This window comes from Phormidium sp. CCY1219, assembly GCF_055795085.1.
The window spans coordinates 1-22,578 of sequence record NZ_JAYFEQ010000570.1; the positions used below are offsets into that span (position 1 = coordinate 1).

A 22,578-nucleotide genomic window follows, 5' to 3' on the forward strand; every position below is an offset into this window, starting at 1 on the left:
GGGGGAGAACTCCTCCCTACGCATAAATGACGAGGGTTTCCGTTCTCCCCCTTACCAACCCTAATTTCTGATGAATCGGCAGAATGCCAACCCTAACGCAACCCATTTATATATGAAAGAGCATCCGATTACTGTCTTACTCATCGACGATCAGCCGATTATTGGTGAGGCGGTAAGCCGAATGCTAGCAACAGAAGAAGATATTATTTTTCACTATTGTAGCGATCCCATTGAAGGCATCAAACAAGCCAGCGAAATTTCTCCTACAGTAATCCTGCAAGATTTAGTCATGCCGGATATCGATGGCTTGCTATTACTGCGGTTTTTTCGCGCCAATGCTGCCACGCGAAATATTCCCACTATCGTCCTCTCGGTGAAAGAAGACCCGAAGCTGAAAGCCGATGCATTTGCCGTGGGCGCAAACGATTATTTAGTCAAACTGCCCGATGCGATCGAACTCATTGCCCGGATCCGCTACCATTCTCAAGCCTATATTAACTTACTGCAACGGGATGAAGCGTATCAAGCAGTACAGGAAAGCGAAAAACGCCTTCGCACCGTACTCGAAAATATGCCGGTCATGTTAACAGCTTTTGATGGGGATGGCAACATCATCGCTTGGAACCGCGAGTGCGAACGAGTCACCGGCTATACCGCCGAGGAAATGTTCGACAATCCCGAAATCCGAGAACAATTTTATCGCAGTTTGAGGCAAAGCAAATTTCAAAGCGATTTAACTGTTTTCGGTTCCTTGATGGCTACCGATCGCTTGCCCACCATCGAACACCTGCAAAAGTCCATTGGGGAAGAAGTCTCTCAACTGCAAACCCATTCTCACGCGCGGGAATTAGAAATCACTTGCAAAGATGGTAGCACGAAAACCATTGCTTGGTCAAATATTAGCGATCGCTTCCCCATTTCCGGCTGGGCAGGTTGGGGCATTGGGGTGGATATCACCGAACGCAAACAAGCGGAAATTGCCCAAGAACGAGAATACCAACAACTGCGGCAATTGATTAAAAATGCCCCGATCGCGATGGCAATGTTCGATAGCGAAATGCGCTTTTTAGCTTACAGCAATCAATGGCTCAGCGATCACAATTTAGAAGAACAACCCTTACTGGAACGCTCCTATTACGAAGTGTTCCCGGATTACAAACCGGAGTGGAAAGCCATTCACGAGCGAGGATTGCAGGGACAATTTATTTCCAGAAATGAAGATAGATGGCAACGCGATGATGGTTCGGTATTCTATTTTCGCTGGGCAGTTCAACCCTGGTATGTCAATCCCCTAACTCACGCCGAAAAAGAAGTCGTCGGTGGCATTATTATCGTTGCCGATCGCATCGATGAATTAGTCGAAACCCGAGAAGCTGCCTTAGAAGCTGCCCGCGCTAAGTCTCAGTTTCTCGCGAATATGAGTCACGAAATCCGCACGCCGATGAATGGCGTACTGGGAATGGCAGGGTTGCTCCTGGATACGGAACTGGCACCCAAACAACTAGAATATGCCCAAACCATTCGCACCAGTGCCAAGCATTTACTCAGTATTATTAATGATATCCTCGACTTCTCCAAACTCGAAGCCGGGGAAATGCATCTGGAAATTTTAGATTTTAATTTACACGATTGCGTTAAAGAGGTGGTTAATTTACTCACGCCTCAAGCGGAAGAAGAAGGACTCATCCTCCGGGTAAATTTTGACAATAACTTGCCCAAACTCGTGCAAGGAGATCCGAGTCGCTTGCGTCAGATATTACTAAATTTACTCAGTAATGCCATCAAATTTACGCCGTCGGGAGAAGTAAAAGTAGAAGCAAGCTTAGAGTCGCAAACCCCTCGCAGCGCCCGGGTGTATTTTGCAGTCATCGATACCGGAATTGGCATTTCTCCGTCAGCGCAAGACAAACTGTTTCAATCCTTTTCTCAGGTCGATCCTTCCACCAGCCGACAGTATGGTGGCACGGGTTTGGGATTGGCAATTTGCCAGCAGTTAGTCGAAGCGATGCATGGCAAAATTGGGGTGGAAAGTGAAGTTAATAAAGGCTCGAAGTTTTGGTTTACCCTGGAATTAAAAAAACAAGCCAATGCTCAGTCTTCTTCATCGGTTGGCGAAACGGAACGAGCATCGGTAACAACTGCACGTAAGGGCGATCGCGACCTCAATGCCGATCGCGCAGAACTGAAAATTTTAGTAGCTGAAGATAACCTCATCAATCAAACCGTAATCCTCAGTCAACTGGAAGCTTTGGGCTATCAGGCAGATTGCGTCACCAATGGGGTAGAAGCGCTGGAAAAACTCCACGCCGAAGATTACGATTTGGTGTTGATGGATTGCCAAATGCCGCAAATGGATGGCTATACCACTACTCGGGAATTGCGTCGTCGCGAGGCGCTTTCTTCTGGGGAAACGGTATCGGAAAAAACGGTGGTGATTGCTTTAACGGCAAATGCAATGAAAGCCGATCGCGAAAAGTGTTTGGCGGCGGGAATGGATGATTACTTGAGCAAACCTTTGGAACAAGAGGATTTAGCCCGAGTTCTCGAACACTGGATCCCGCAAAGTCAGCCCCCTGTTCCCTCAAAGTCTGAGGCGACAAGTGCCCCGGAAGCAAAAACCCGCGATCGGCAAGACACTGCCCCGGTGGCCCAAAACGGTACGGTACCCGCCAAAACTGACGCATCAGCTACAGATGAGGCGGATAAGAAGGAAAAAAATGCGATCGCCCCCGGGAGTTCCCCAGTAGATTTAGACCGTCTGCAAACCATCTCTCGCGGCAAAGTTAAGGTGCAAAAACAATTGCTGCAAATGTTTCTCGATACCGCCAATAAAGATTTAACTCCCTTAGAAAAGGCTATCCAATCAGAAGATTATTCGCAAGTGAAACATTACGCCCATCGTCTCAAAGGTTCTGCCGCAAACATGGGGGTACCCACTTTATCCGCACAAGCGAAGCAACTCGAAAAAATGGCCCGACAGCAAACTCTGGAAGGCGCAATGGATTTATTCGCATCTTTTCGAGAACTTCTCGAAGAAGTTCGGGTGTTTTTGGATACCGAATTAAGTGAATCTTAGGGGGAGTTTTTCATGCAGGATACCCGAAAAACCGGAAGCGAGTTGATAATAAGTTGCTGTAGAGACGCGATGATTAGCGTCTCTACGAAGTTTTGATAAACCACCTGATTTCTAATCCCTTTTAGGCAGATGTGGGATACTCCACGAGAGGGGGTTTTGCTTCTAATTCAGAAGGCGACAAATCGCCCACTGCATTTTGGCGCACTGGTAGTTCGATGAAAAATTCGGTTCCCTTTCCCAGTTGGGATTCGCATCGCAACACTCCGCCATGTTTTTCGACGATAATCTGATGGCTAATGGATAATCCCAATCCGGTGCCTTTTCCCACCGGTTTGGTGGTAAAAAAGGGGTGAAATATCTGTTGGTAAACCTCGGGTGGGATTCCAGAACCGCTATCGGCAATTCGCACCCTCACCAAATTGGGGGCGATCGCTTCGGTGTGAATGGAAATGGTCATTGGTTGTTGGTCATTGGGGGTTTGTCCTTGGTCATTTAAACCTGTTACTGATGACGAATGACCCGTGACGAATGACGAATGACTCTTGCCAAATGACTCTAGCGCATCGATCGCATTGCCAATCAGATTCACAAACACTTGATTAAGTTGTCCCGGATAGCATTCAATTTCTGGAAGTTCGCCGTAGTTTTGCACCAGGTTGATGTTATTTTTTTTCAGCCGATGTTGTAGAATTAATAGGCTACTATCGAGGCAGTCGTGAAGGTCGGCCAAGCTCATCTGCGCCTCATCTATGCGGGAGAAATTCCGCATATTATCGACAATTTCTTTGATGCGATCGACGCCGATTTTTAAAGAAGACATTAATTCGGGTAAATCTTCGCGAAGAAAATCTAAATCTATGGCTTCCTTAAATTCTTCAATTTCTGGATGGGAGGTTTTACAACTTTCTTGATAAAGTCGGACGAGTTCTAATAAGTCTTGGGTATATTGAGTTGCATGCACTAAATTCCCCCCGATAAAATTTACCGGGTTGTTGATTTCATGGGCGATGCCGGCAACTAATTGTCCGAGGGCAGACATTTTTTCCGCTTGCAGCAGTTGCGCTTGGGTTTGCTGTAGGTTGTTTACGGTTTCTGTGAGTTTCCTCGTCTTTTCCTCTACCCGATTTTCTAAGGTAGCGTGAAGCTGTGCCAATTCTTGATAAGCCGATCGCTGTTGCAAAAAATTATGATAGGCTTTAGAATGATAGCGCAGGCGAGCGACCAACTCGATTTTTTCCGGAAATTTCACTAAATAATCGCTAGCACCCAGTGCAAATGCTTCGGCTTTGCGTTGCGCTTCTTCCTGAGAAGAAAGAACCACGATCGGAATCTCGCGGGTTGCTGGATTGGCGCGCAAAAATTTCAATAACATCAACCCATCAATCTCGGGCAAGATTAAATCCAATAAAATTACCGTGGGCAACATCTCGATCGCCATCGGAATCGCGCGAAAGGGATCGTAACAGAAGTTGAAGGTAATGTTTTCTTCCGATTCTAACAGGCGCTTGAGAGACTCGGCGACAATCGGTTGGTCGTCAATGAGTAAAATATTAACGGGATTTTCTGTCCTGGATAAAGCGGTTTGAGGCGCTTTCGACGGACATGCTGTTTGCTTCTGTTTCATCGGTAGTATCCTCCCAGAAAGAAACAGAGGAGGTCGTTTTGGGTGAGTAAGGTTGGTGGGGGTACGAATGGGTGGGATAAGGGTTAAATAGATTCAAACAGCGTAACGAGGCTGGTATCAAGTCCGTTACGCGGGAGGGGAATGGGTGGGCTGGTGGCAAAGTGAATTTAACCCGCGTCACGCACCCTACAGAGGTGGAACTTGTCGAATGATTTGGGAATAAATGCAATGATAAACCCCCTTGCCAGGGGTTCACAGCGAAAACCGACTAAGCTCCAGGTTGGGCAATTTTTGATGACAATTGCCGAGATTCGATTCAGTGTTGGAGAGGTTAGATAGGGTTTTTGGCACTCTCTTTTTTCTAGCACGGTCAGTTAAGCCATGTCAATCCGTAGTTTAACTGAAAATTCAGGCCAAATTTGGTGAATCGATCGCAATCAATTGGTAACTTTGGCGATCGCCGATCCTGGGGAGGGTTTTGGCGAAGCAAGCGCCTGTCAGGAGTTTGGCGCGATCGCCTGTCCGGGAGTTGTTAGCAAATGTTAATTCCTGTAAAGTTATTTTAATTTTGCTAAACATTTTCCCCGCCCAATCTCGCGCCGGATTGTAGGCATTGACCTGCTACATCCAGGTCCGGGAAGCGATCGCGTGGGGAATTTCGGCGATACCCACCCTACGCCCTAAGAATTGGTAGGAAAAAACCTGACTCAATCACTTTACCGCAATGACACAAGCGCGGGGCTAAGCGGTGGCAATTTCCCGTAGCTGAGGTGAAGGCGATCGCTCGGTAGAGGAACACAAGTGGGTAATATTATTGTGTCGCAGGGGAATGGCGATCGTAAATTCAGTTCCTTCTCCGGGGGTGGACTCGCAGTGCAACGATCCCTTATGCTTGTCCACCACAATTTGGTAGCTAATCGATAATCCCAATCCGGTTCCTTTGCCCACCTCTTTTGTAGTAAAAAACGGATTAAAAATCCGCTTTAGATGTTCCGGTGCAATACCACACCCATTATCGGCAATTCGGATAGCAACAACATTGCCGTCGATGACTTCTGTGCGAATGCGAATGGTCATTTGTCCTTGGTTGTTGGTCATTTGTATTTGGTTGTTGGTCATTTGTCCTTTGTCATTGGTCATTTGTCCTTTGTTGTTAGAGGTTGATTGTGGATCGCTGACCGATGACGAATGACTATTGACCGATGACGAATGACTATCAACCGATGACTCTACTGCATCGATCGCATTTGTCAGAATATTCAGAAAGACTTGATTGAGGGAGCCGGCGTCGCATTCTACCGTTGGCAAATCTGCATAGTCTTTGACCAATTGGATGTTGGTGTGGTGCAAGCGGTGTTGCAAAATTTGCAGGGTACTCTCGATGCCTTCGTGGAGATTTACGGGTTTAATTTTCGATTCGTCAAAGCGAGAGAAGGAGCGTAAATTTTCAACAATTTGGCGGATGCGATCGCTTCCTGCTTGCATGGAAGACATAATTTTGGGCAAGTCTTGGCGAATAAATTCTACATCGATTTCTTCGTGCAGCGCTTCAATTTCGGGGGTAGGATTGGGGTAAGTTTCTTGATACAGTTGAATCAGGTCTAATAAATCGCGGGTATATTCGGTGGAATGGGCCACATTTCCGGCGATAAAACTAATCGGATTGTTAATTTCGTGGGCAATTCCTGCCACCATTTGTCCCAAACCGGACATTTTTTCCCGATGCACTAATTTGGCTTGAGTTTGTTTGAGATGGTCTAACACCTCTTCCAATTGGCGAGTGCGTTGTGCCACCCGTCGTTCTAATTCTTGATTGTACTGGCGAATCAATTCGGCTTCGTGGCGTTGGCGAAAGTTCAGATAGGCGGTGGAGTGATAGCGAACTCGCGCGATGAACTCGATTTGATGCGGCAGTTTGACTAAATAATCATTCGCGCCGTTAGCGAAGGCTTCGGCTTTTTGGGTGGGGTTTTCTTGGGTGGAAAGGACGATAATGGGAATGTGACGGGTGGCTGGATTAGCGCGAAAAAAGCGCAACAACATCAACCCGTCAATCTCGGGCATGACTAAATCTTGTAAAATCACCGTCGGTTGAATTTCGGTCGCCATCTCTACGGCGCGAGTCGGATCGCTACAGTAATGCACCTGGATGTCGGTTTCGGTAGCCAACAAGCGGCGCACGGCTTCTCCAACAATCGGGCGATCGTCCACGATCAAAACCGAAACGGGTTCCTGTTTCATATCCGAGAGGGATTGGGGGGTAAAATGCCTTTGGCGATCGCCTGTGGGTTGGTTAACGCTTTTCATAAATTTATTAAAGTTTTTTACCTTAATTCCCAGGTTTGTTTTTCCCATTTTGACCTGTCTCATTTCGCGAAATGATAGTGTTTTGTGGACTGTTTCAGCGCATCAGCGTTCGGGGTCAAGTTGCGGAGTAATTCATGGCTCAGTCACTTGAGTCCCTTAACTGAATTATCCACTGAAGTGGGGGTTTTGTCATCTCTCCCGAGACTGACCCCCGCTATTTTTGGGGGAAAGAGGATTGCTGTTGGTGGTCATTGGTCATTGGTCATTGGTCATTGGTCATTGGTCATTTGTCATTTGTTGGGGGCATTCGTCATTTCTGATGGGAGTTGAGGGTGGAGCACGATCGCCTGGAGCTGGATTTGCGGTAGAGCGATCGAGAAACAGCGGGAAAGGTTCCCAAAATTATCGCGAAATTTTAATCTTTTTCTGACTAAAAATTAAGCGGGATGAAATCCTTTAAGTTTGGCAGTTTGAATTTTTGGATTATAACACATTAATTGTATCCGGGGGGGGGGAAAGTAAAAAAGGGGAGAAAAACTGCTGTCATCGCGGTGGAGAGAGCAGACCCGTGAATGGGTTCAAACAAACGGGGACAAACGGGTTAAGAGAGCGGTACGCAAAAAGAGAGAAAGAATCGACTAAAGGGATAGAATTGCGATCGCGAAGGGCTTATAATTCCAGGAGGGTAGAAGCGATCTCATCCAGGGAGAGTACCTGAGTTGCGGCACCCAAATCCACGGCGGCTTTTGGCATGCCATAGACCACACAGCTTTTCGGGTCTTGGGCAATGGTATGCCATCCGGCACCCTGAAGCAACTGCAAACCCGCCGCCCCATCTTTTCCCATCCCGGTGAGCAGGATTGCTACCCCAGTGGTGGGCCAATTTTGGGCCAAACTGGAGAAAAACACATCCACCGAGGGTCGGTAGGGATTATTTTGGGGGTCTGGGGTATATCCCAGGGTGAGGTTAGAGCGCAAGATCAGGTGGTCATTCGTCGCCGCGACGAGGACTTTACCGGCTTTAAACTTGTTGCCGGCGATCGCCAATTCCACGGGCAAATGGCACTGATAGTGCAACCACTGAACCAAACTGGGGGAGAATTGAACGTCGATATGCTGAACGATCGCCACGGCGGCGGGGAAACTTTTGGGTAATTGAGATAAAATCGTGGCGATCGCGCGCGGACCGCCGGTAGAAGCGCCGATCGCCACCAAGGGTGGAGTGTTACTCTGTTTGGTATGTTGTTTGACCCAAGAAATCCCGCGTTTTTGTGGGGGGGCTGATTTTCCCAGAAGCTTGGCAAGAGTAGAAATTTTTTCTAGCAGACTTTGCGATCCGCGAGTATATCCGCAAGTGCCAAGAATCGGGGTAACGACCACATCAAGCGCCCCATAACCGAGGGCTTCAAACACTTTTGGCAGATGGGCGTTGATACTTGCCGTCACCAACAAAATGGCGCAGGGATGATGAAGCATAATCTGACGAGTTGCCTCCACTCCATCCATCACCGGCATCAACAAATCCATTAAAATAACGTCGGGGCGATCGGCGGCACATTTGGCCACTGCTTCTGCCCCATCGCGCGCTACCCAAACCAGTTTGTAGTGCGGAACTTGCATCAAGACGCGCCGCAATGCTTCCACTGCAAGCTGCATGTCATTAACAATTGCAATTTTCATTCAAGTTTTTAACGAACAATCGATTATTAATTCCGACAGTTTTATTATATCAGTAGACATGACCGCTCGTTCCTTGTCAGCCTTCGGGAGTAAAGTTTTCCATAAAAATTGCCCGATTTTTTATCCGGGATGAGCCTTGCCAATGGTGTCTAGGACTGCCTTTAAAAATGTATCGTCATGGAAACTGCTTTTGGTTAAATAATAGTTTGCTCCGGCTTCCAAGCCTTGAATGCGGTCTTCTTCGCGGTCTTTATAGGAGACGATAATCACCGGAATCGACTTCAATTTCGGATGAGTCTTGATTTGGTTGACCAATTCGATGCCATTCATGCGCGGCATATCCACATCGCTGATAATCAAATCGTAAGGGGTGGTACGCGCCGCATTCCAGGCATCCATGCCATTGACTGCCACTTGGACATCATAGCCATTGTTTTCGAGTAACTTGCGTTCCATTTCGCGCACGGTAATCGAATCATCCACCACCAGGATGCGCTTGCGGGGTGGGGCTTTGTGTGGGTGTTTCTTGGCGCGGGTGTAGCTCAATCCGCCGTTAGTGAGGAGGCGATCGATGGATTGCACCAAGTCTTCCACATCGACGATCAGCACGGGAGAACCATCTTCCATGAGCGCGGCGGCGCTAATATCGCGGACTTTGCCCAGACGGGGGTCTAAGGGGCGGACCACCAAATCCCGTTCCCCGAGAAAGCGATCGACGATCAGTCCATATTGGGTGAAGCGATCGCTGAGGACGAGAACCGATAAGGTATCGGATTCGCTGTCACTTTCTGGCAGATCGAGCACTTGATGGGCCGCGACCAAGCCGATATTGCGATCGTCGAGGGTAAAATAATGGCGATTTTCGGCCACAAAGATGTCGCTTCTGGAAACCCGCAAAATGCGATCGATGCGCGTCAGGGGAAACGCATAGGGTTCCTCGGCAATCTCGACTAACAAAGTGCGAATTACCGATAAGGTCAAGGGCAATTGCAAGTGAAAGGTCATGCCTTTGCCCGGATCCGAGTGCGCGCGCAGGAAGCCGCCCACTTCCTGAACCATGCTTTTGGCGATATCCAATCCAAACCCGCGTCCGGAAATTTCCGTTACCTCGTCGAGGGTGGAAAATCGGGGTAAAAAGAGAAATTCCATCAGTTCGGTTTCGCTGAGTTGATTGGCCATATCCGGTGCGACCAATCCCTTAGCGATCGCGGTTTGGCGAAGGGTATCTAACTCGATTCCGCGACCATCATCGCAAACCAGAATCGATAACATGCCGCCGCGATGTGCGGCTTCCACTCGCACTTTTCCTTCTGTCGGTTTACCTTTGGCTACCCGCTCTTCCGGGGGTTCGATGCCATGCGCGATCGCATTTCGCAGGATGTGAGTGAGAGGCGCTTCCAGTTTTTCCAAGATATCGCGATCGACCGGGGTAGATTTGCCGATAATTTCCAGCCGAACTTGCTTGTTGAGCTGTTTGCCCAAATCGCGCATCATCCGGGGAAATCCTTGCACTCCTTCGGTAAAAGGGCGCATGTGACTGTCAATCACTTCCCGATAAAGGCGATCGGAAAGATTGGCAAATCGACGGGAAAATAATTCGAGCTCGTTGATGCGAGCGCTTAACAATTCCCGACAATCTGCTTCGATAGTTAGGGCGCGATCGAGATAATCTCGGGTGATTTTATGCTGGGGTATATCCTCCATCGAGTTCTGTAATTTTTGCAGGGTTTTTGAGAGTTCTAACTGATGGCTTTTGAGTTTGAGTAAGGAATCGGCAAAAGGTTCGAGCCAATTGGCTTCGATCAGGGATTCTCCCGCCAATCCCATCAATCGATTCAGGTTTTCGGCGCTCAAGCGCACCACGCGATCGCCGCTTTGCGGTGCTTCTGGCGGGGTTTGCTGAACCGGAATGGGCGGTTTCGCGGGGGAGACGGGTGCTTGCGGGGCGATCGCTCCCGGTGGCGGTGATTCTTCTGCTGGGGAATCCTCCACGGTGGCGGTTGGGGCGGGTGACGCCGGTTGACGATCCTCGGGGGGCGACGGGGTTTCTGGGGGGGTTTTCCCGCGCGATTCGGCGGCGATCGCTTGAATGGCGCTTTCCACCCGTTCGATCTCTGAGTGATGTTGCGACAGCCACTCTTCTAAGTTCTCTTCTTTTACTTGGCTGATGCGTTGCAGCAAATCCACTCCCTCGAGCAAGCGATCGATGTGGTGATTTTCTAATGCGATCGCTCCTTCTTGCGCGGCGACAAAGCAATCCTCCATCACGTGGGCGATGTTCACCGCCGCATTAATTTGCACGATGCGCGCCGCACCTTTAATCGAATGCGCCCCCCGCATTAACGCTTCCAATTCTTTATCCGGTTGCTGTTGATTTTCCAGCGCTAATAGGTTTTCATTTAAAATTGCCGCTTGGGTTTCTACCTCCATGCCGAATAAATCCAGCATGGAAAAATTGCTCAGATCCGATTCTCCGTTGGTCACAACGTCCTCCGTTTCACGCTAGAAAATACCCGTTCGTAGTCTAAACAATTCACTTTTTTATTTTGCCATTGAATTATTGCTTGTGTATAAGCATCGGTGGATTTCGACAGCACTGCTGGTACTTCTTGGAATCTTTTCACATCCAATCGATGAATTCCATCGATTTCATCTACGGGAAAGACCCAGGGATTTCCTTGGATTTCTACCACCACCATCCGCGAATAGACAATCGGACTCATTTGGGGTTTCGGGGTGGCTGAATTTTTTTTGGCGGATTGGGTTTCCACGCCGAGAAAATTGTGCATCGAAATGCAGGTGAGGATTTCGCCGCGAATATTCACCAATCCCAATAAAATCTCGTTGCTGCGATGTGGGAGGGTGTGAATCGCACAAGGAGGCGTCACTTCTTTGAAGGTAAATGCCGGGAGTGCCAACCATTCGATTCCCAGGCGAAAGATAGCCACCGAAACGGTCTTTTCTGCTTCGACTGGGGTGGTGGTAAGTTGCGAGGGTAAGGTTTTAGCTTGCAGTTCCTCCGTGACGGTTTCTTCGCGCACTAATTCGGTCCACTCTTCGCGATAACCCGCTGGCGCTTCGCGATCGAGCAAACTGCGCCCCCCTTGGGAATACACCGGGCAGTTGTGGCAATGAATGAAGCGTTCCAATTCCGGGCAACTGCGATCGCCCCCTATACCGATTTCGTTCCAGCATTCTTGTCCCATCGCTTGAGTCTTGTCATTGGTCAATTGTCATTGGTCATTTGTTATTGGTCATTGGTCAATTGTCATTGGTCATTTGTTATTGGTCAATTGTTATTGGTCATTGGTCAATTGTCATTGGTCAATTGTTATTGGTCATTGGTCAATTGTCATTGGTGGTTCATTTTTTATGACTATCTGAGTCAGCTTTGCACTTTGAAAAAAGAGATTTCTCGTTGCAAGCTTTGTGCGGCTTCATTCAATTGCTCGATTGCTTGATTGGTATCCCGGAGAGATTGAGCGGTTTGGCGGGATGCTTCGCTTAATTGAACCATTGCATCGCTAATTTGTTGCGCGCCCACGGATTGGTCTTCCATGCCTTTACTAACGGCATCAAAGCGGGGGTTAAGACTTTGAACTTGCTCGATAATTTGGGCGAGTTGGCCGCTAATTTTGCGAACGTCTTCCACACTGCGGGTCACTTCTTTAGTAAATTTATCCATTTCCATCACCCCGGTGGAAACGGCAGATTGCATGTCTTTCACCATGCTTTCAATATCCAAAGTTGCCACAGCGGTTTGGTCGGCGAGGCGGCGAATTTCGCGGGCGACTACGGCAAACCCGGTGCCATATTCTCCCGCTTTTTCCGCTTCAATTGCGGCATTGAGGGAGAGTAAATTGGTGCGATCGGCCACTTTGGTGATAGTCGTGACAACGCTATTGATGTTATTGGCTTTTTCGCTAATTACCCCGAGTTTGCCGGATATAGAACTGGTGGCTTCGGCAAGCTGACGCATGGTGGTTTCCATGCGAACGATATCTTTTTGGCCGCTACCGGCGGCGATCGCGGTGGTTCCGGCTAAATCGCTGACTTGATCCATCGTTTTGACCAATTCACCAGAAGTTGCCGCAATTTCTTTTGCCGTTGCTACCACTTGATTGGTGGAGGCCACTTGTTCGGTGACGGTGGCTTCTAACTCTTTCCCCGAAGCGGCAATTTGCGTGGTGGAACTGGTAATTTGAATGCCAGAATGTTGCACCTGACGGATCAGGGAATTGAGTTTGCGCGTCATGTTAAAAAAAGCGGTGGTTAATCGCCCGATTTCGTCTTTAGAATCGGTGACTGGAACCGGGGTGGTGAGATCTCCCGCCGAGATTTTTTCAGCCACTCTAACCACGCCGACAATTTTAGCGCCTAGGGGTTTGGCGATGGTATTGCTAAAGTACACCCCAAATACAATCGCCGTTACCGGACCGACAATCGTGCCGAGAATTACCCCAAAGCGGCTCAGGGTAACGTCCGCATCAGCCGCAAGGGTGGCATCGCTTGCTTCTTGCTGATTGTAGAGAATGACTTGTTCGAGTGCTTCTTCGGCGGCTTTATAGGCGGGAGCTTTTTGATTTATGGTTTGCTCGTTGATTTCATCGAGGATGGCGGCGGCGGCTTGTGCGGCGGCCATTTCTGGGGAATCTTCGCGATCGGCTCTGAGTAACTGTGCCTGCACTTCCCAAGGTTGAAGGATATCGTATTCTTCAAATTCTTCGTTGAGTTCGAGAAATTCCTGATGATATCTCATCCAGGTATTCCATTTGTCTCGGAAATCTTCGTAGCGTTGGATTTCTTCGGGTTTTTTGTCAATGGTTTCGTATTCCCCCAAAACCTCTTGAACCAGTTGTTGGGAACGCTCAATGCGTTCTATCGCTTCGTCTCTTTGGTCGGGGGGCGTGCGGGGATTGAGCAACAATCGCTCGGCGGATTGAATTTGAGTTTGGGCTTCATTGATTTTCCACAGGGCGATCGCGCTGGGCATGGCATTGTCGCTAATTGTTTTAATGTGTCGGATCAGCTTGGAATTCCCGAACCACCCTACATACCCAACGCACAATACAATAAACCCCATAAATAAAAAAGCAGCGAGCATTCGCTTTTGTAAGGACATATTTTGAAACATATGTTGATGTATTCTCCTTCGTCCGAGTCTGATGTTTGGTTTGGTTTGGGAGGGTACAGGCGCGCGGGATCCGGTGCCGAATGCCTTATTCACCCTGCAATTTTAGCAGTCTCGCGATCCGCTGTCGGATGCCAGAAGCGCTGGCTATTTCTCCTTGATGTTCTTTGAGTAAAGCCAGATGCAGCAGTGCGTCTACATGGTTGGGGTCGAGGTAAATCGCTTTTTGGAAAGATTGCTCGGCGAGTTCCTCATGCCCTGCGGCTCCTTGTACTTCTCCTAATAATACATAAGCGTCGGCATCGGTGCGATTTTGACGCAGATAAGTTTCGCAGAGGTGGGCGGCTTCATGCAAGCGACCGTTATCGGCGAGATTTCTGGCGCTGTCGAGTAAAGACTCTGGCGTGGGGTTGGGGGTGGGTGCGGGTTTTTCGGCGACGGGGGAATAGGAGATTGGTGGAGGGGCGATCGCCACCGGAGGCGCTGCTTGGGCGCTGATTTTCCGGTTTTCGGCGCGATCGCCTCTGGGATCGGCTTTGCGGTACACCCAGGTCATGGGATGGCGCAAGGAGATGAATCGCCCGCTGAGGGCGCTGACTTCTGCCGATCCGACAAATAGCAGACCCGTTGGGGCTAATAAGCGCTCTAAAATTTGCACGGCCCGCTGACGGGCTTCCACGTCGAAATAGATTAACAAATTGCGGCAAAAAATGATATCGTAGGGGGGATTGTTGTAGAGAAACAGCGGGTTGAGTAGATTGCCGTGAATAAAATTCACCGATTTGCGAACCTGTGGGGACAAGTGATAGCCCTCTGGAGTTTCCCAGCCATAGCGATCGCGAAAGGAAATATTTTGGCCGCGAAATGAATTCTTTCGATAGACCCCGCGCTTGGCTTTTTGGAGGGCTTGTTTGCTAATATCTACTGCATCGATGTGAAAGTTTTGTACTCGTAAAGCGGCATCGAGTAAAGTGATGGCAATGGAAAAGGGTTCTTCTCCGGTAGAACAGGGGATGCTCAACACGCGCAGGGCGCGGTGGGAGTGGTGGGGAATCCATTCAAAGATGACGTAATGACGCAGATAATTAAAGGCTTCTTCGTTGCGAAAAAACCAGGTTTCCGGGACGACCACTGATTCGATCAGGGCTTCCATTTCTCGCGGGCAACGGTACAATTGCTGCAGATAGTTTCGGCGATCGGTGATGTCGGCTGATTTCATGCGCTGGTTCACTGCAGTGGCGATCGCCCGCGGCCCCAAGGTTTCGGGATTCAAACCGATTTTGTTTCTCAGCAGGGTTTCGATTTCGTCGTGTATCATCGTGCTTAGCTCTCCGAGGCGGGTAATAAGAATGCTTCGACTTGCTCGGATAATAAGCGATCGATTTCGATTCGCTGGATGGTTCCTTGTTCGTCTATCATTATTTCGCCGAAATATGCCGCCTCATCCAGTTGAAATCCCGGAGTAACGAACTCCGTTTCTGGACGATCTAAGGTATCGGAAATCCGTTCGGCCATCAAACCTAATAGGTGGGGCGTATTATTTTTCCCCGGGTAGTGGACGATAATGATGCGAGTGCTTAGGGCATGACGACAGGGATTCCCTTGAATTAAATGGCACAGATCGATAACGGGTACGATCGCCCCTCGGTAGTTAAACAATCCCGCCACATATTCGGGGGCGTGGTGCAATGTTGTGAGGGTGACGCGGGGAATAATCTCCACCACCTGAGAACACTTCAGGGCAAAACGATCCTCCCCGACATAGAAAAGCAGCATTAACATCGTTGAACTCCAGATCCCGAGTGCAGTGCGCCGCGATTCCTTTTGCGGATAAGGCGGTGACTGTCTCGATCCTAGCGTTTATTTTCCAGGCATGACCCACGGATTGCCTTCCGAACCCTGTAGGGTGAGCATTGTCCCCATAAATCACTTAAGTTAGTAGACGGGCATTCCCCATCACTACTTATTATCACTTATATTTCCCCCTTTCTCGGTTAATTTGTGGGGTAAGTCGGGGGAGTCGTACCGCATCGCGCCTAAAACAAATGAATGTGGGTAATTTTTCTTGTAGAGACGCCGATAAGAGCGCATCTCTCCGACAATTCCCAGAGAATCAAGCTAGATGTGGTAGGAAGGTAGGCAGTACCCCCGGCTTATCACTTAAGTGATAAGCCGGGGGGAAGAAATGTTTCACCCGGCATTTGATGTCAAGCCATTAGACTTTAGGCAGATAGCCTTTTGCTTCTAGATATTCCAGAACCTTAGCGACGCTTTGGGGTTCGCTTTCGAGGTCAGTGTGACAATTGACATCTGGATTTTCCGGTTCTTGATAAGGGTCGTCAATGCCGGTAAAATTCTTGATTTCTCCTGCCCGTGCTTTTTTGTAAAGCCCCTTTACATCGCGGTCTTCGCAGACTTTCAGGGGAGCATTAACGAAGACTTGTACGAAATCGCCGATGCGGTTGCGAACTTCTTCGCGAATTTCACGGTAAGGAGAAATGGCGGACACCAAAACGATGACGCCATTGCGGGTGAGAAGATGGGAAACGAAACCAATGCGGCGAATATTTTCGTCACGGTCTTCTTTGCTAAACCCCAGTCCTTTGGTGAGGTTTTGACGGACGATATCCCCATCGAGGATTTCCACGAGACATCCGCGCGATCGCAGTTGTTTTTCTACCCCTCGGCTAATCGTGGTCTTGCCTGCACCGCTAAGACCCGTAAACCACACCGTGACACCACGCTGTTGCATTTTGACTTAACTCCCGATACTTTCCAATTAACAACGACTACAGTTTTTGTAAAGACCCCGATCGAGCTTTACGATTGTACAGTTATTTGTCCCTTTTTCACTCTTCCGGTATCCATTCCACCGAGGGACTCATTTTTTCCATAATGGGGGTCAGAGAGTGAGAACCATTGACCATAATGTTCTCCACTCCCCGGTCGATCCAGCTTTGAAGGTAAGGCTGTAAGCGAACCTCTTCCACATGGGTTTCCACCGGGATTCCCGCCTCAGCACACTGACTTTCGACGGATTCCAAAATGTCGGCAGCTAAGGCGCGGTAGCCTCCCAACATGCTTTCTTGCAAGCTGCGCCGCGATCCGATTCCGAGCCATCCACTTTCCCCTAAATCGCGCATCAGGGTATCCAGGTCTTCTGGGTCGATCGCGAAGACCACCTTTAACGGGCGATGGGTTTGCTGTGCTTGGGTGAGGGCCTTGTCCAGTGCGGTTTCGTAGGCGTAGGGGTTGGTCAAAATTAAGAGCAAAAATTGTGTTTTTGAACCGGTCATCCTACCACCTCAATCCCACCAAAGGCCAATAAAGCTTGCTCATGGCTAAAAACAGAGATAATCCTATCAGATCGAGCCAGATTCCCCAGCGTAACACGGCGAGGGGGCGGACGTAGCCACTGCTGACCGCGATCGCGATCGCCGGGGTACTCACGGGTAGCATAAATCCCAACCCCGCCGGAATCACCACCCCCAAGCTCATCGCCCGGGGATCGATGCCGTATTCCTGAGCCAGAGCCAGTGCTACGGGAAGAATCACCGCCACAGCAGCCGCATTGCTCATAAATTCCGTCATAGCCAAGGAGATGAAAACCACGGTGGCGAAAATCAGGATCGGCCAGTTAATGCCGGAACCGAGGAGCCATTGGGTGAGTCCAGCCGCCGCACCGGTATTGCTCAGTGCGGCAGACAGGGCGATCGCGCTGCCATACATCAAAAAAATACCCCAGTTCACATCTTCCTCCACTTCCTGCCAATGGGCAACCCCGAGGAGAAAGGCTAACGAGACGCCTAAAAACGCCACGCTATCGAGACCCCAGGCGTCACCGGCAAACACCCACAAGGCGATCGTCAACAGCATGATGCAGGCGGTTTTCACTTCCCGACGCGAGATGCTACCCAGTTGTTGGTTGCGCCTTTCCAAAAACCGCCGCGCCGCTTTCAAGGACACTTTTTCTCCTTGTCCCATTTTTTGCAATAGCCCATAGGCGACGAACAACAGCACCAGCACCAAGGGAATGGTCCAAATGGTCCATTCTAAAAAATTAATGCTCTGACCGGTGGTATTTTGCAAAATTCCCAGGGCTAACGGGCCTCTCGCGCCGCCGAGTAAGGTGGTGTTCGAGCCGATCACTACTCCCCACGCCAGGGAGAGAAATGCGGCCAAACCAAAGCTTCCGCCCGGTTTGCCACCAGCGGCGCGTACCACTTCAAGCACGATCGGAAACAACATGGCGGCCACCGCATGGGCGCTGATGGTACAGGACATTAAGGCGGCTAACCCCAAGATGGAGGCTAACAAGGTTCGCTGACTGTGGCCAAATCGGGAAACTACGGCGAGGGCGATGCGGGTGCTGAGTCCCGATCGCATGATGGGACTGGCTAAAATCAAGGCTCCGAGAATGAAGAATACCGCCCGGTTGCCGAAGTAGGAGTAGGTATCGGCGTGGGAAATGGCTCCGCTAAAGGGGAGCAAGAATAAGATGATGATGGCGGTGACTGGGAGGGGCAGGGTGTTGGTACCCCATAAGAATGCCGCTACGCCAAAGACGGCGAGCGATCGCCGCGCCGCTTCCTCAAATCCGGGCAAGGGCACCACCATCACCAGGGCGTAAATGGCCACCGCTACCAGATAGCCGATCCAGCGGCGTTTCCCTTGGGAAAACCGCCACAACGCTCTCATGCTTTCTAAAATCATCCCAAAATGCTGTTTTCTGATGCCCATGCTGGTGTCACAAACTTTGCACAACTGCAATCGGTCTCGATCGCTCTTGTTTTGCGCCGATCCTCGGCGGCGATCGCCTGCGCCGATCCTCAGCGTTTTCACGCGCAGCACCCGCTGTCAGACTGAAGCATTCGCGATCGTCTCTTTTCGCTTCACGCCGGAGAACTCAGCTCACAGAAGCATTCATTATAAATGAACTCTGCTGCATTTTACCCTTAATCCCCATAAATTCGGTCGGGAAACCGGATATTTTTCTACCGTCAATAAAATACCAGGGTTGCCACCCTTGGCGGGTCTGGGTTTTGGGGGCTGGAGAACTATCCAGGGCAGGCAGAATGCAAAGAAAGGTTAACCGTTCCCCTCCACTCCCCCTCCCCCGTGCCATAATTGAAGCCATCGGAGAAAAAAATTCGCCCCCTCACGAGTGAGGGGCACTGAATTCGTCATTCGTCCTACGGGGGAAGCTTACGGGAGGATCGGGTCAATGTCTCAGTTTCGTCTCAACCAACGCGCTTTTGATATTCTGCATGCGGAGGTGGAAAAATGCGCCACTGAGGATCAAGCCGGCCAAGTGCAACGGAATATGGCGTTGAAGCGATTGGACAAACTGCGCCAGCAAACCGGCCAAAGTGCCTCGCAAGAAGAACTTTACGAGATTGTTAAGGATATTTATCCCAATTTTAGCCCGCAGGTGTTGCAAGCGGCGGCTAAGGCGAATCGTCCCCCGAGTGGATTGAGTCGTCTCAAATGGATACCGGTGGGGGCGATCGGTCTGGCGGGTGCGATTTGGCTGCTGAATTTACCTTATCCGATGATTCGCCGACCGGTGGCGAAGACGATGCCGATGGTGCTGCTACCGAGTTATTTGAGTATGGATTATCACTATCGGGAGGCGATTTCTCAGGTGGAACAAGCCGACCAATTGGTGAATAATGCTACGAGTGCGGCAGATTTTGAGTTGGGGTTGCAGAAGGTTCAGGCGGCAAATGAGCATTTGCAACATCTGCCGGTGTGGTTTTTGGGATATTATCCGCAGCGGTATTGCACGTTGTTTGGCTGTAGTTGGCAGTTCACTTTGGATGAGTTTGAGGGGGCGCGCAAATCGGTGGCGCGGATGGAGGCGAAGATATTTCAGGAACAAAATGCGCTGTTGGGTCTGAGGGAAGCAGAGGAAGCACTGGAGGCGGCAAAACGGGAGTACGAAACGGCGACAACGTTGACAGAAAAGCAAGGGGCGATCGCGGCATGGCTTTCGGCGATCGACCGCTTAGAAGAAATCCCGACGGCGACTCTGGCGGGTGGGCAAACGCGCCCCAAACTGCAAGCGGCGAAGCGGGATTTTCAGCAGGTGGCAGGGTCGGCAGAAGCGAGTTTGCGAACCACAACCTTGATTGAGGCGGCGAAAAAGTTTGCGATGCTCGCGGCGATCGCGTCTCAGGATCCGCCGCATTCGGAAGGGAAATGGAAGCAGGTGGTTTCTCTGTGGAGTGAGGCGATCGCGCGACTGGAAAAAGTCGGCGAGTCTGACCCGGGTTATCTCGACGCGCAAACTAAGCTGGCGGAGTATCGGGGGAATTTGGCTACGGTGAAGGTTCGCTTAGCCGCACAACGGGATTCGGTGGTTGCACTCGATCGCGCGAAAGATGCGATCGCGTCTTGGCAAGCTTTAGCGACAACCACAAATCCGGACAACCCCAACTGGGGAAGACTCGGGGCGGATCTCCAAAAAATTATCAATCAGTTGGAAAAAGTTCAACCGGGCACCACGGTGACCCAAGAGGCGCAAGAGTTATTAACATTTGCCCGGGAGAAACAAAAAGAAATTCAGGCCAAGGCTCAGTGAATGTAGAGTCAGTAGGGGTTAAGTGATTTCACATAAAAACCTAGATTAAGTGAGTATCACTTCAATGTTCGTCCCCCGCCGATCGCTTCGGGGAGGAGGACAGGGGTGCCCGTGACGGCAAACCGCAGACATTTTGTCAAAGAAAAAAGTCCCCGGATGGGGACGAAGGTGGGTTAAAGGAGAGAATTTATTCACCCATCATATTTTCTTCGGTCTGTGCTTCTGGCGGCACGATACGCACATCCATCTTCACGTCGTTGACGCCGAGAATTTCTTTGGCTAAAGGTTCGATGGTATTGTATTCTTTTTCGTTGGGAACGGTGCCGACAATTGTTACCGTTCCAGTGTCGTCCGCTTGTACCGCTAGCTTACCGCGCGGAATATTTGCTTCTAATTTACTGCGAACTTCGCTTTCGAGATCGCTTTCGGCTCTTTCTTGTTGGTCGCCGTATATATCGTTTCGTTGTTCTCGGGCGCGAATGTCACTGTTAAGTTGCGCTTGACGGACGTTATCATCGGCATCTTCGAGGGTTTCTTCCACTTGCGCGGGTTGTTCTGCCGTGTCTTCTACACTATCGGGAGCATCTCCACTGGTTTGGGCAACGTTGCAAGCACTCGCCCCAAACATGACGAGAATACCGAGTAAAAATGGCGTCAGCTTTTTCATAATTTGATTCCTCAATGAGTGTGACTTTTGCAGGGTTTATGTATGGCGATCGCTTGCAGGGCATTCGTCCCGGGATTTTCGCCCACCACTCAGGGTTGAATCTATCCTAAGTGACGATAATTTGGGATGATTCGTGGGTTTGGGAAAGCGGTGAGCGACCGCATTTGCCGGATGAATTTTGCTGAGGCGATCGCGGTTTCTAAAGATTACCGGGTTTTCTTATGATGATGTTCGCTGCGATCGACCACTGTCATTACGTCGTCGCTGTAAACCACGTCTTCTTTTTCTTCGCGAACCACTTCTTTTTCTTCGCGAACCACTTCTTTTTCGCGATCGATGACAGGTTCTTCATCCACCACTCGGGTTTCGCGACGAACCACTTCATTTTGAGGATGAACCTGAGTGGCGGTGGTTCCGGTGGCTTCTGGGGCTTCGTAAATTCCCCACTCTTCGATACCGCGACGCTGGACGATTTCTTCCGCACGATGGATTTCATCGTCGGTGCCTTCGATGATGATTAAATAATCGCCTTGGGCGACGCGATCGTTATAAATTTTGGCTTGTTTTTCGGGGATTCCCAACCCCACTAAGGCACCAACCAAACCGCCTGCAGCGGCACCAATGGCACCACCAGAAATCGTGGTGGCTAGGGCGGTAGCCGTGGCACCGGCTAACATCACCGGCCCAATTCCGGGAATGGCGAGGGCACCTAAACCCACGAGTAATCCGCCCAGGGTTCCGAGGGCACCACCAGTGGCGGCACCCACCGCTGCGCCTTCATCGGCTTTGTTTCCTTTGCGTTCGGTTTCGATGTCAGCGCCGAGGGGGGTTTCGGTATCTTTGGCAATCACCGAAACGCGCTCCATTGGGAAGTGGTTGTCTTTTAATTCTTCTAATGCGCCTCTGGCATTTTCCAGATCGGGAAATACACCTACGGCTCGTTTGAGATGTCGGACAGCCATCTTTCCTCCTGTTGTGAAAATCGTTATAGTTAAGGAATTACAGCACATTCGGGCTGTATTACACTTTCCATTACATCATTTGGGATGGCAAACTTCATCCCTCTATGGGTGTAAGTTTTCTGTCTGGAGGTGTAACTTTTTTCTGCCGCCTATTTTTTCTTCTCATTTCTTCCGGAGAAATGAATTAAAGCAGCTACGAATTTCCCTACAGCCAGGGGGAGGCGATCGGGTTGCTTCTTCTATGCTGGCTAAGGTTTATATGGGCGCACCATTGCAATTACCCATCCTTTCCCAAAGCTCGCGAAATATTTATCTAAATTATCTATAACCTGAATTAAATGTCCCATAAATCATCAATTGTTTGGTCGTCCAACTAGGTTTTAGTATTGAGTGTTGCAATAGAATATAAAGCACAGCAATTGTAAAATAATTCCCGTACACACAATGAAGACAGATCCAATATTTTATCGCTTGTTCAAACAACAACCGAGCAGTTTTTTTGAGCTGACCGGGGGTGAGGCGTCAGAAGCGCAGCAGTATGAATTCGC

Annotated in this window: 17 protein-coding genes; 3 read left to right on the forward strand and 14 right to left on the reverse strand. The window is 49.7% G+C overall.

The genetic code is table 11. The features are described from left to right. Nucleotides 1-70: 70 nt before the first annotated feature. Nucleotides 71-3,076 (forward strand): response regulator, encoded by a 3,006-nt coding sequence (locus tag AC0QH1_RS15850; RefSeq protein ID WP_324632179.1) that lies wholly within the window; start codon nt 71-73, stop codon nt 3,074-3,076. 121 nt (nt 3,077-3,197) lie between these two features. Here AC0QH1_RS15850 and AC0QH1_RS15855 read toward each other — a convergent pair whose 3' ends face one another. The 12 genes from AC0QH1_RS15855 to AC0QH1_RS15910 form a co-directional block, all read right to left on the reverse strand. Continuing rightward, nucleotides 3,198-4,700, reverse strand: a complete 1,503-nt coding sequence (locus AC0QH1_RS15855; RefSeq protein ID WP_324632180.1) for an ATP-binding protein — start codon at nt 4,698-4,700, stop codon at nt 3,198-3,200. Between the two features lie 408 nt (nt 4,701-5,108). Further along, nucleotides 5,109-5,279 (reverse strand): hypothetical protein, encoded by a 171-nt coding sequence (locus tag AC0QH1_RS15860; protein WP_324632181.1) that lies wholly within the window; start codon nt 5,277-5,279, stop codon nt 5,109-5,111. Between the two features lie 162 nt (nt 5,280-5,441). Beyond that, nucleotides 5,442-7,007: a hybrid sensor histidine kinase/response regulator gene (locus AC0QH1_RS15865; RefSeq protein WP_324632182.1), complete on the reverse strand. Its 1,566-nt coding sequence runs from the start codon at nt 7,005-7,007 to the stop codon at nt 5,442-5,444. 669 nt (nt 7,008-7,676) lie between these two features. Continuing rightward, nucleotides 7,677-8,687 carry a chemotaxis response regulator protein-glutamate methylesterase gene (cheB, locus tag AC0QH1_RS15870; RefSeq protein WP_324632184.1) on the reverse strand — a complete coding sequence of 337 codons (1,011 nt, stop codon included), beginning with the start codon at nt 8,685-8,687 and terminating at the stop codon, nt 7,677-7,679. Between the two features lie 120 nt (nt 8,688-8,807). Next, a complete protein-coding gene (locus AC0QH1_RS15875) occupies nt 8,808-11,171 on the reverse strand; it encodes a hybrid sensor histidine kinase/response regulator (RefSeq protein ID WP_324632185.1) in 2,364 nt (787 codons plus the stop codon). Then, the gene (locus tag AC0QH1_RS15880) at nt 11,168-11,917 is read right to left on the reverse strand and encodes a chemotaxis protein CheW (RefSeq protein ID WP_324632186.1); all 750 of its coding nucleotides are present in this window, start codon (nt 11,915-11,917) and stop codon (nt 11,168-11,170) included. The genes AC0QH1_RS15875 and AC0QH1_RS15880 overlap by 4 nt, the downstream gene beginning before the upstream one ends. A 155-nt stretch (nt 11,918-12,072) precedes the next feature. Beyond that, entirely contained in the window at nt 12,073-13,821 is a 1,749-nt protein-coding gene (locus tag AC0QH1_RS15885) for a methyl-accepting chemotaxis protein (RefSeq protein ID WP_324632187.1), read from the reverse strand. 85 nt (nt 13,822-13,906) lie between these two features. Further along, nucleotides 13,907-15,136 (reverse strand): CheR family methyltransferase, encoded by a 1,230-nt coding sequence (locus tag AC0QH1_RS15890; protein ID WP_324632188.1) that lies wholly within the window; start codon nt 15,134-15,136, stop codon nt 13,907-13,909. Nucleotides 15,137-15,141: 5 nt separating this feature from the next. Further along, nucleotides 15,142-15,600 carry a chemotaxis protein CheW gene (locus tag AC0QH1_RS15895; RefSeq protein WP_324632189.1) on the reverse strand — a complete coding sequence of 153 codons (459 nt, stop codon included), beginning with the start codon at nt 15,598-15,600 and terminating at the stop codon, nt 15,142-15,144. A 433-nt stretch (nt 15,601-16,033) separates the two neighbouring features. Next, nucleotides 16,034-16,570: an adenylyl-sulfate kinase gene (gene cysC / locus AC0QH1_RS15900; RefSeq protein ID WP_324632190.1), complete on the reverse strand. Its 537-nt coding sequence runs from the start codon at nt 16,568-16,570 to the stop codon at nt 16,034-16,036. A 97-nt stretch (nt 16,571-16,667) separates the two neighbouring features. After that, the gene (locus tag AC0QH1_RS15905) at nt 16,668-17,114 is read right to left on the reverse strand and encodes a hypothetical protein (protein WP_324632191.1); all 447 of its coding nucleotides are present in this window, start codon (nt 17,112-17,114) and stop codon (nt 16,668-16,670) included. Between the two features lies 1 nt (nt 17,115). Then, complete coding sequence (locus AC0QH1_RS15910; protein ID WP_324632192.1) at nt 17,116-18,660, reverse strand: SLC13 family permease; 1,545 nt, start codon at nt 18,658-18,660, stop codon at nt 17,116-17,118. A 382-nt stretch (nt 18,661-19,042) separates the two neighbouring features. On the opposite strand from AC0QH1_RS15910, the gene AC0QH1_RS15915 reads away from it, so the two are divergent. Beyond that, nucleotides 19,043-20,401, forward strand: coding sequence for a hypothetical protein (locus AC0QH1_RS15915; RefSeq protein WP_324632193.1), 1,359 nt, complete (start codon nt 19,043-19,045; stop codon nt 20,399-20,401). A 187-nt stretch (nt 20,402-20,588) separates the two neighbouring features. Here the strand turns inward: AC0QH1_RS15915 and AC0QH1_RS15920 are convergent, their stop codons facing one another. Together AC0QH1_RS15920 and AC0QH1_RS15925 are read right to left on the reverse strand one after the other, a co-directional pair. After that, on the reverse strand, nt 20,589-21,068 hold the full coding sequence (locus AC0QH1_RS15920) for a BON domain-containing protein (RefSeq protein ID WP_324632194.1): 480 nt from the start codon (nt 21,066-21,068) through the stop codon (nt 20,589-20,591). 206 nt (nt 21,069-21,274) lie between these two features. Further along, nucleotides 21,275-22,030, reverse strand: a complete 756-nt coding sequence (locus AC0QH1_RS15925; protein WP_324632195.1) for a DUF1269 domain-containing protein — start codon at nt 22,028-22,030, stop codon at nt 21,275-21,277. 444 nt (nt 22,031-22,474) lie between these two features. Here AC0QH1_RS15925 and AC0QH1_RS15930 point away from each other — a divergent pair. Further along, on the forward strand, nt 22,475-22,578 hold a 104-nt coding region (locus AC0QH1_RS15930), incomplete at its 3' end, for a DUF2887 domain-containing protein (RefSeq protein ID WP_324632196.1).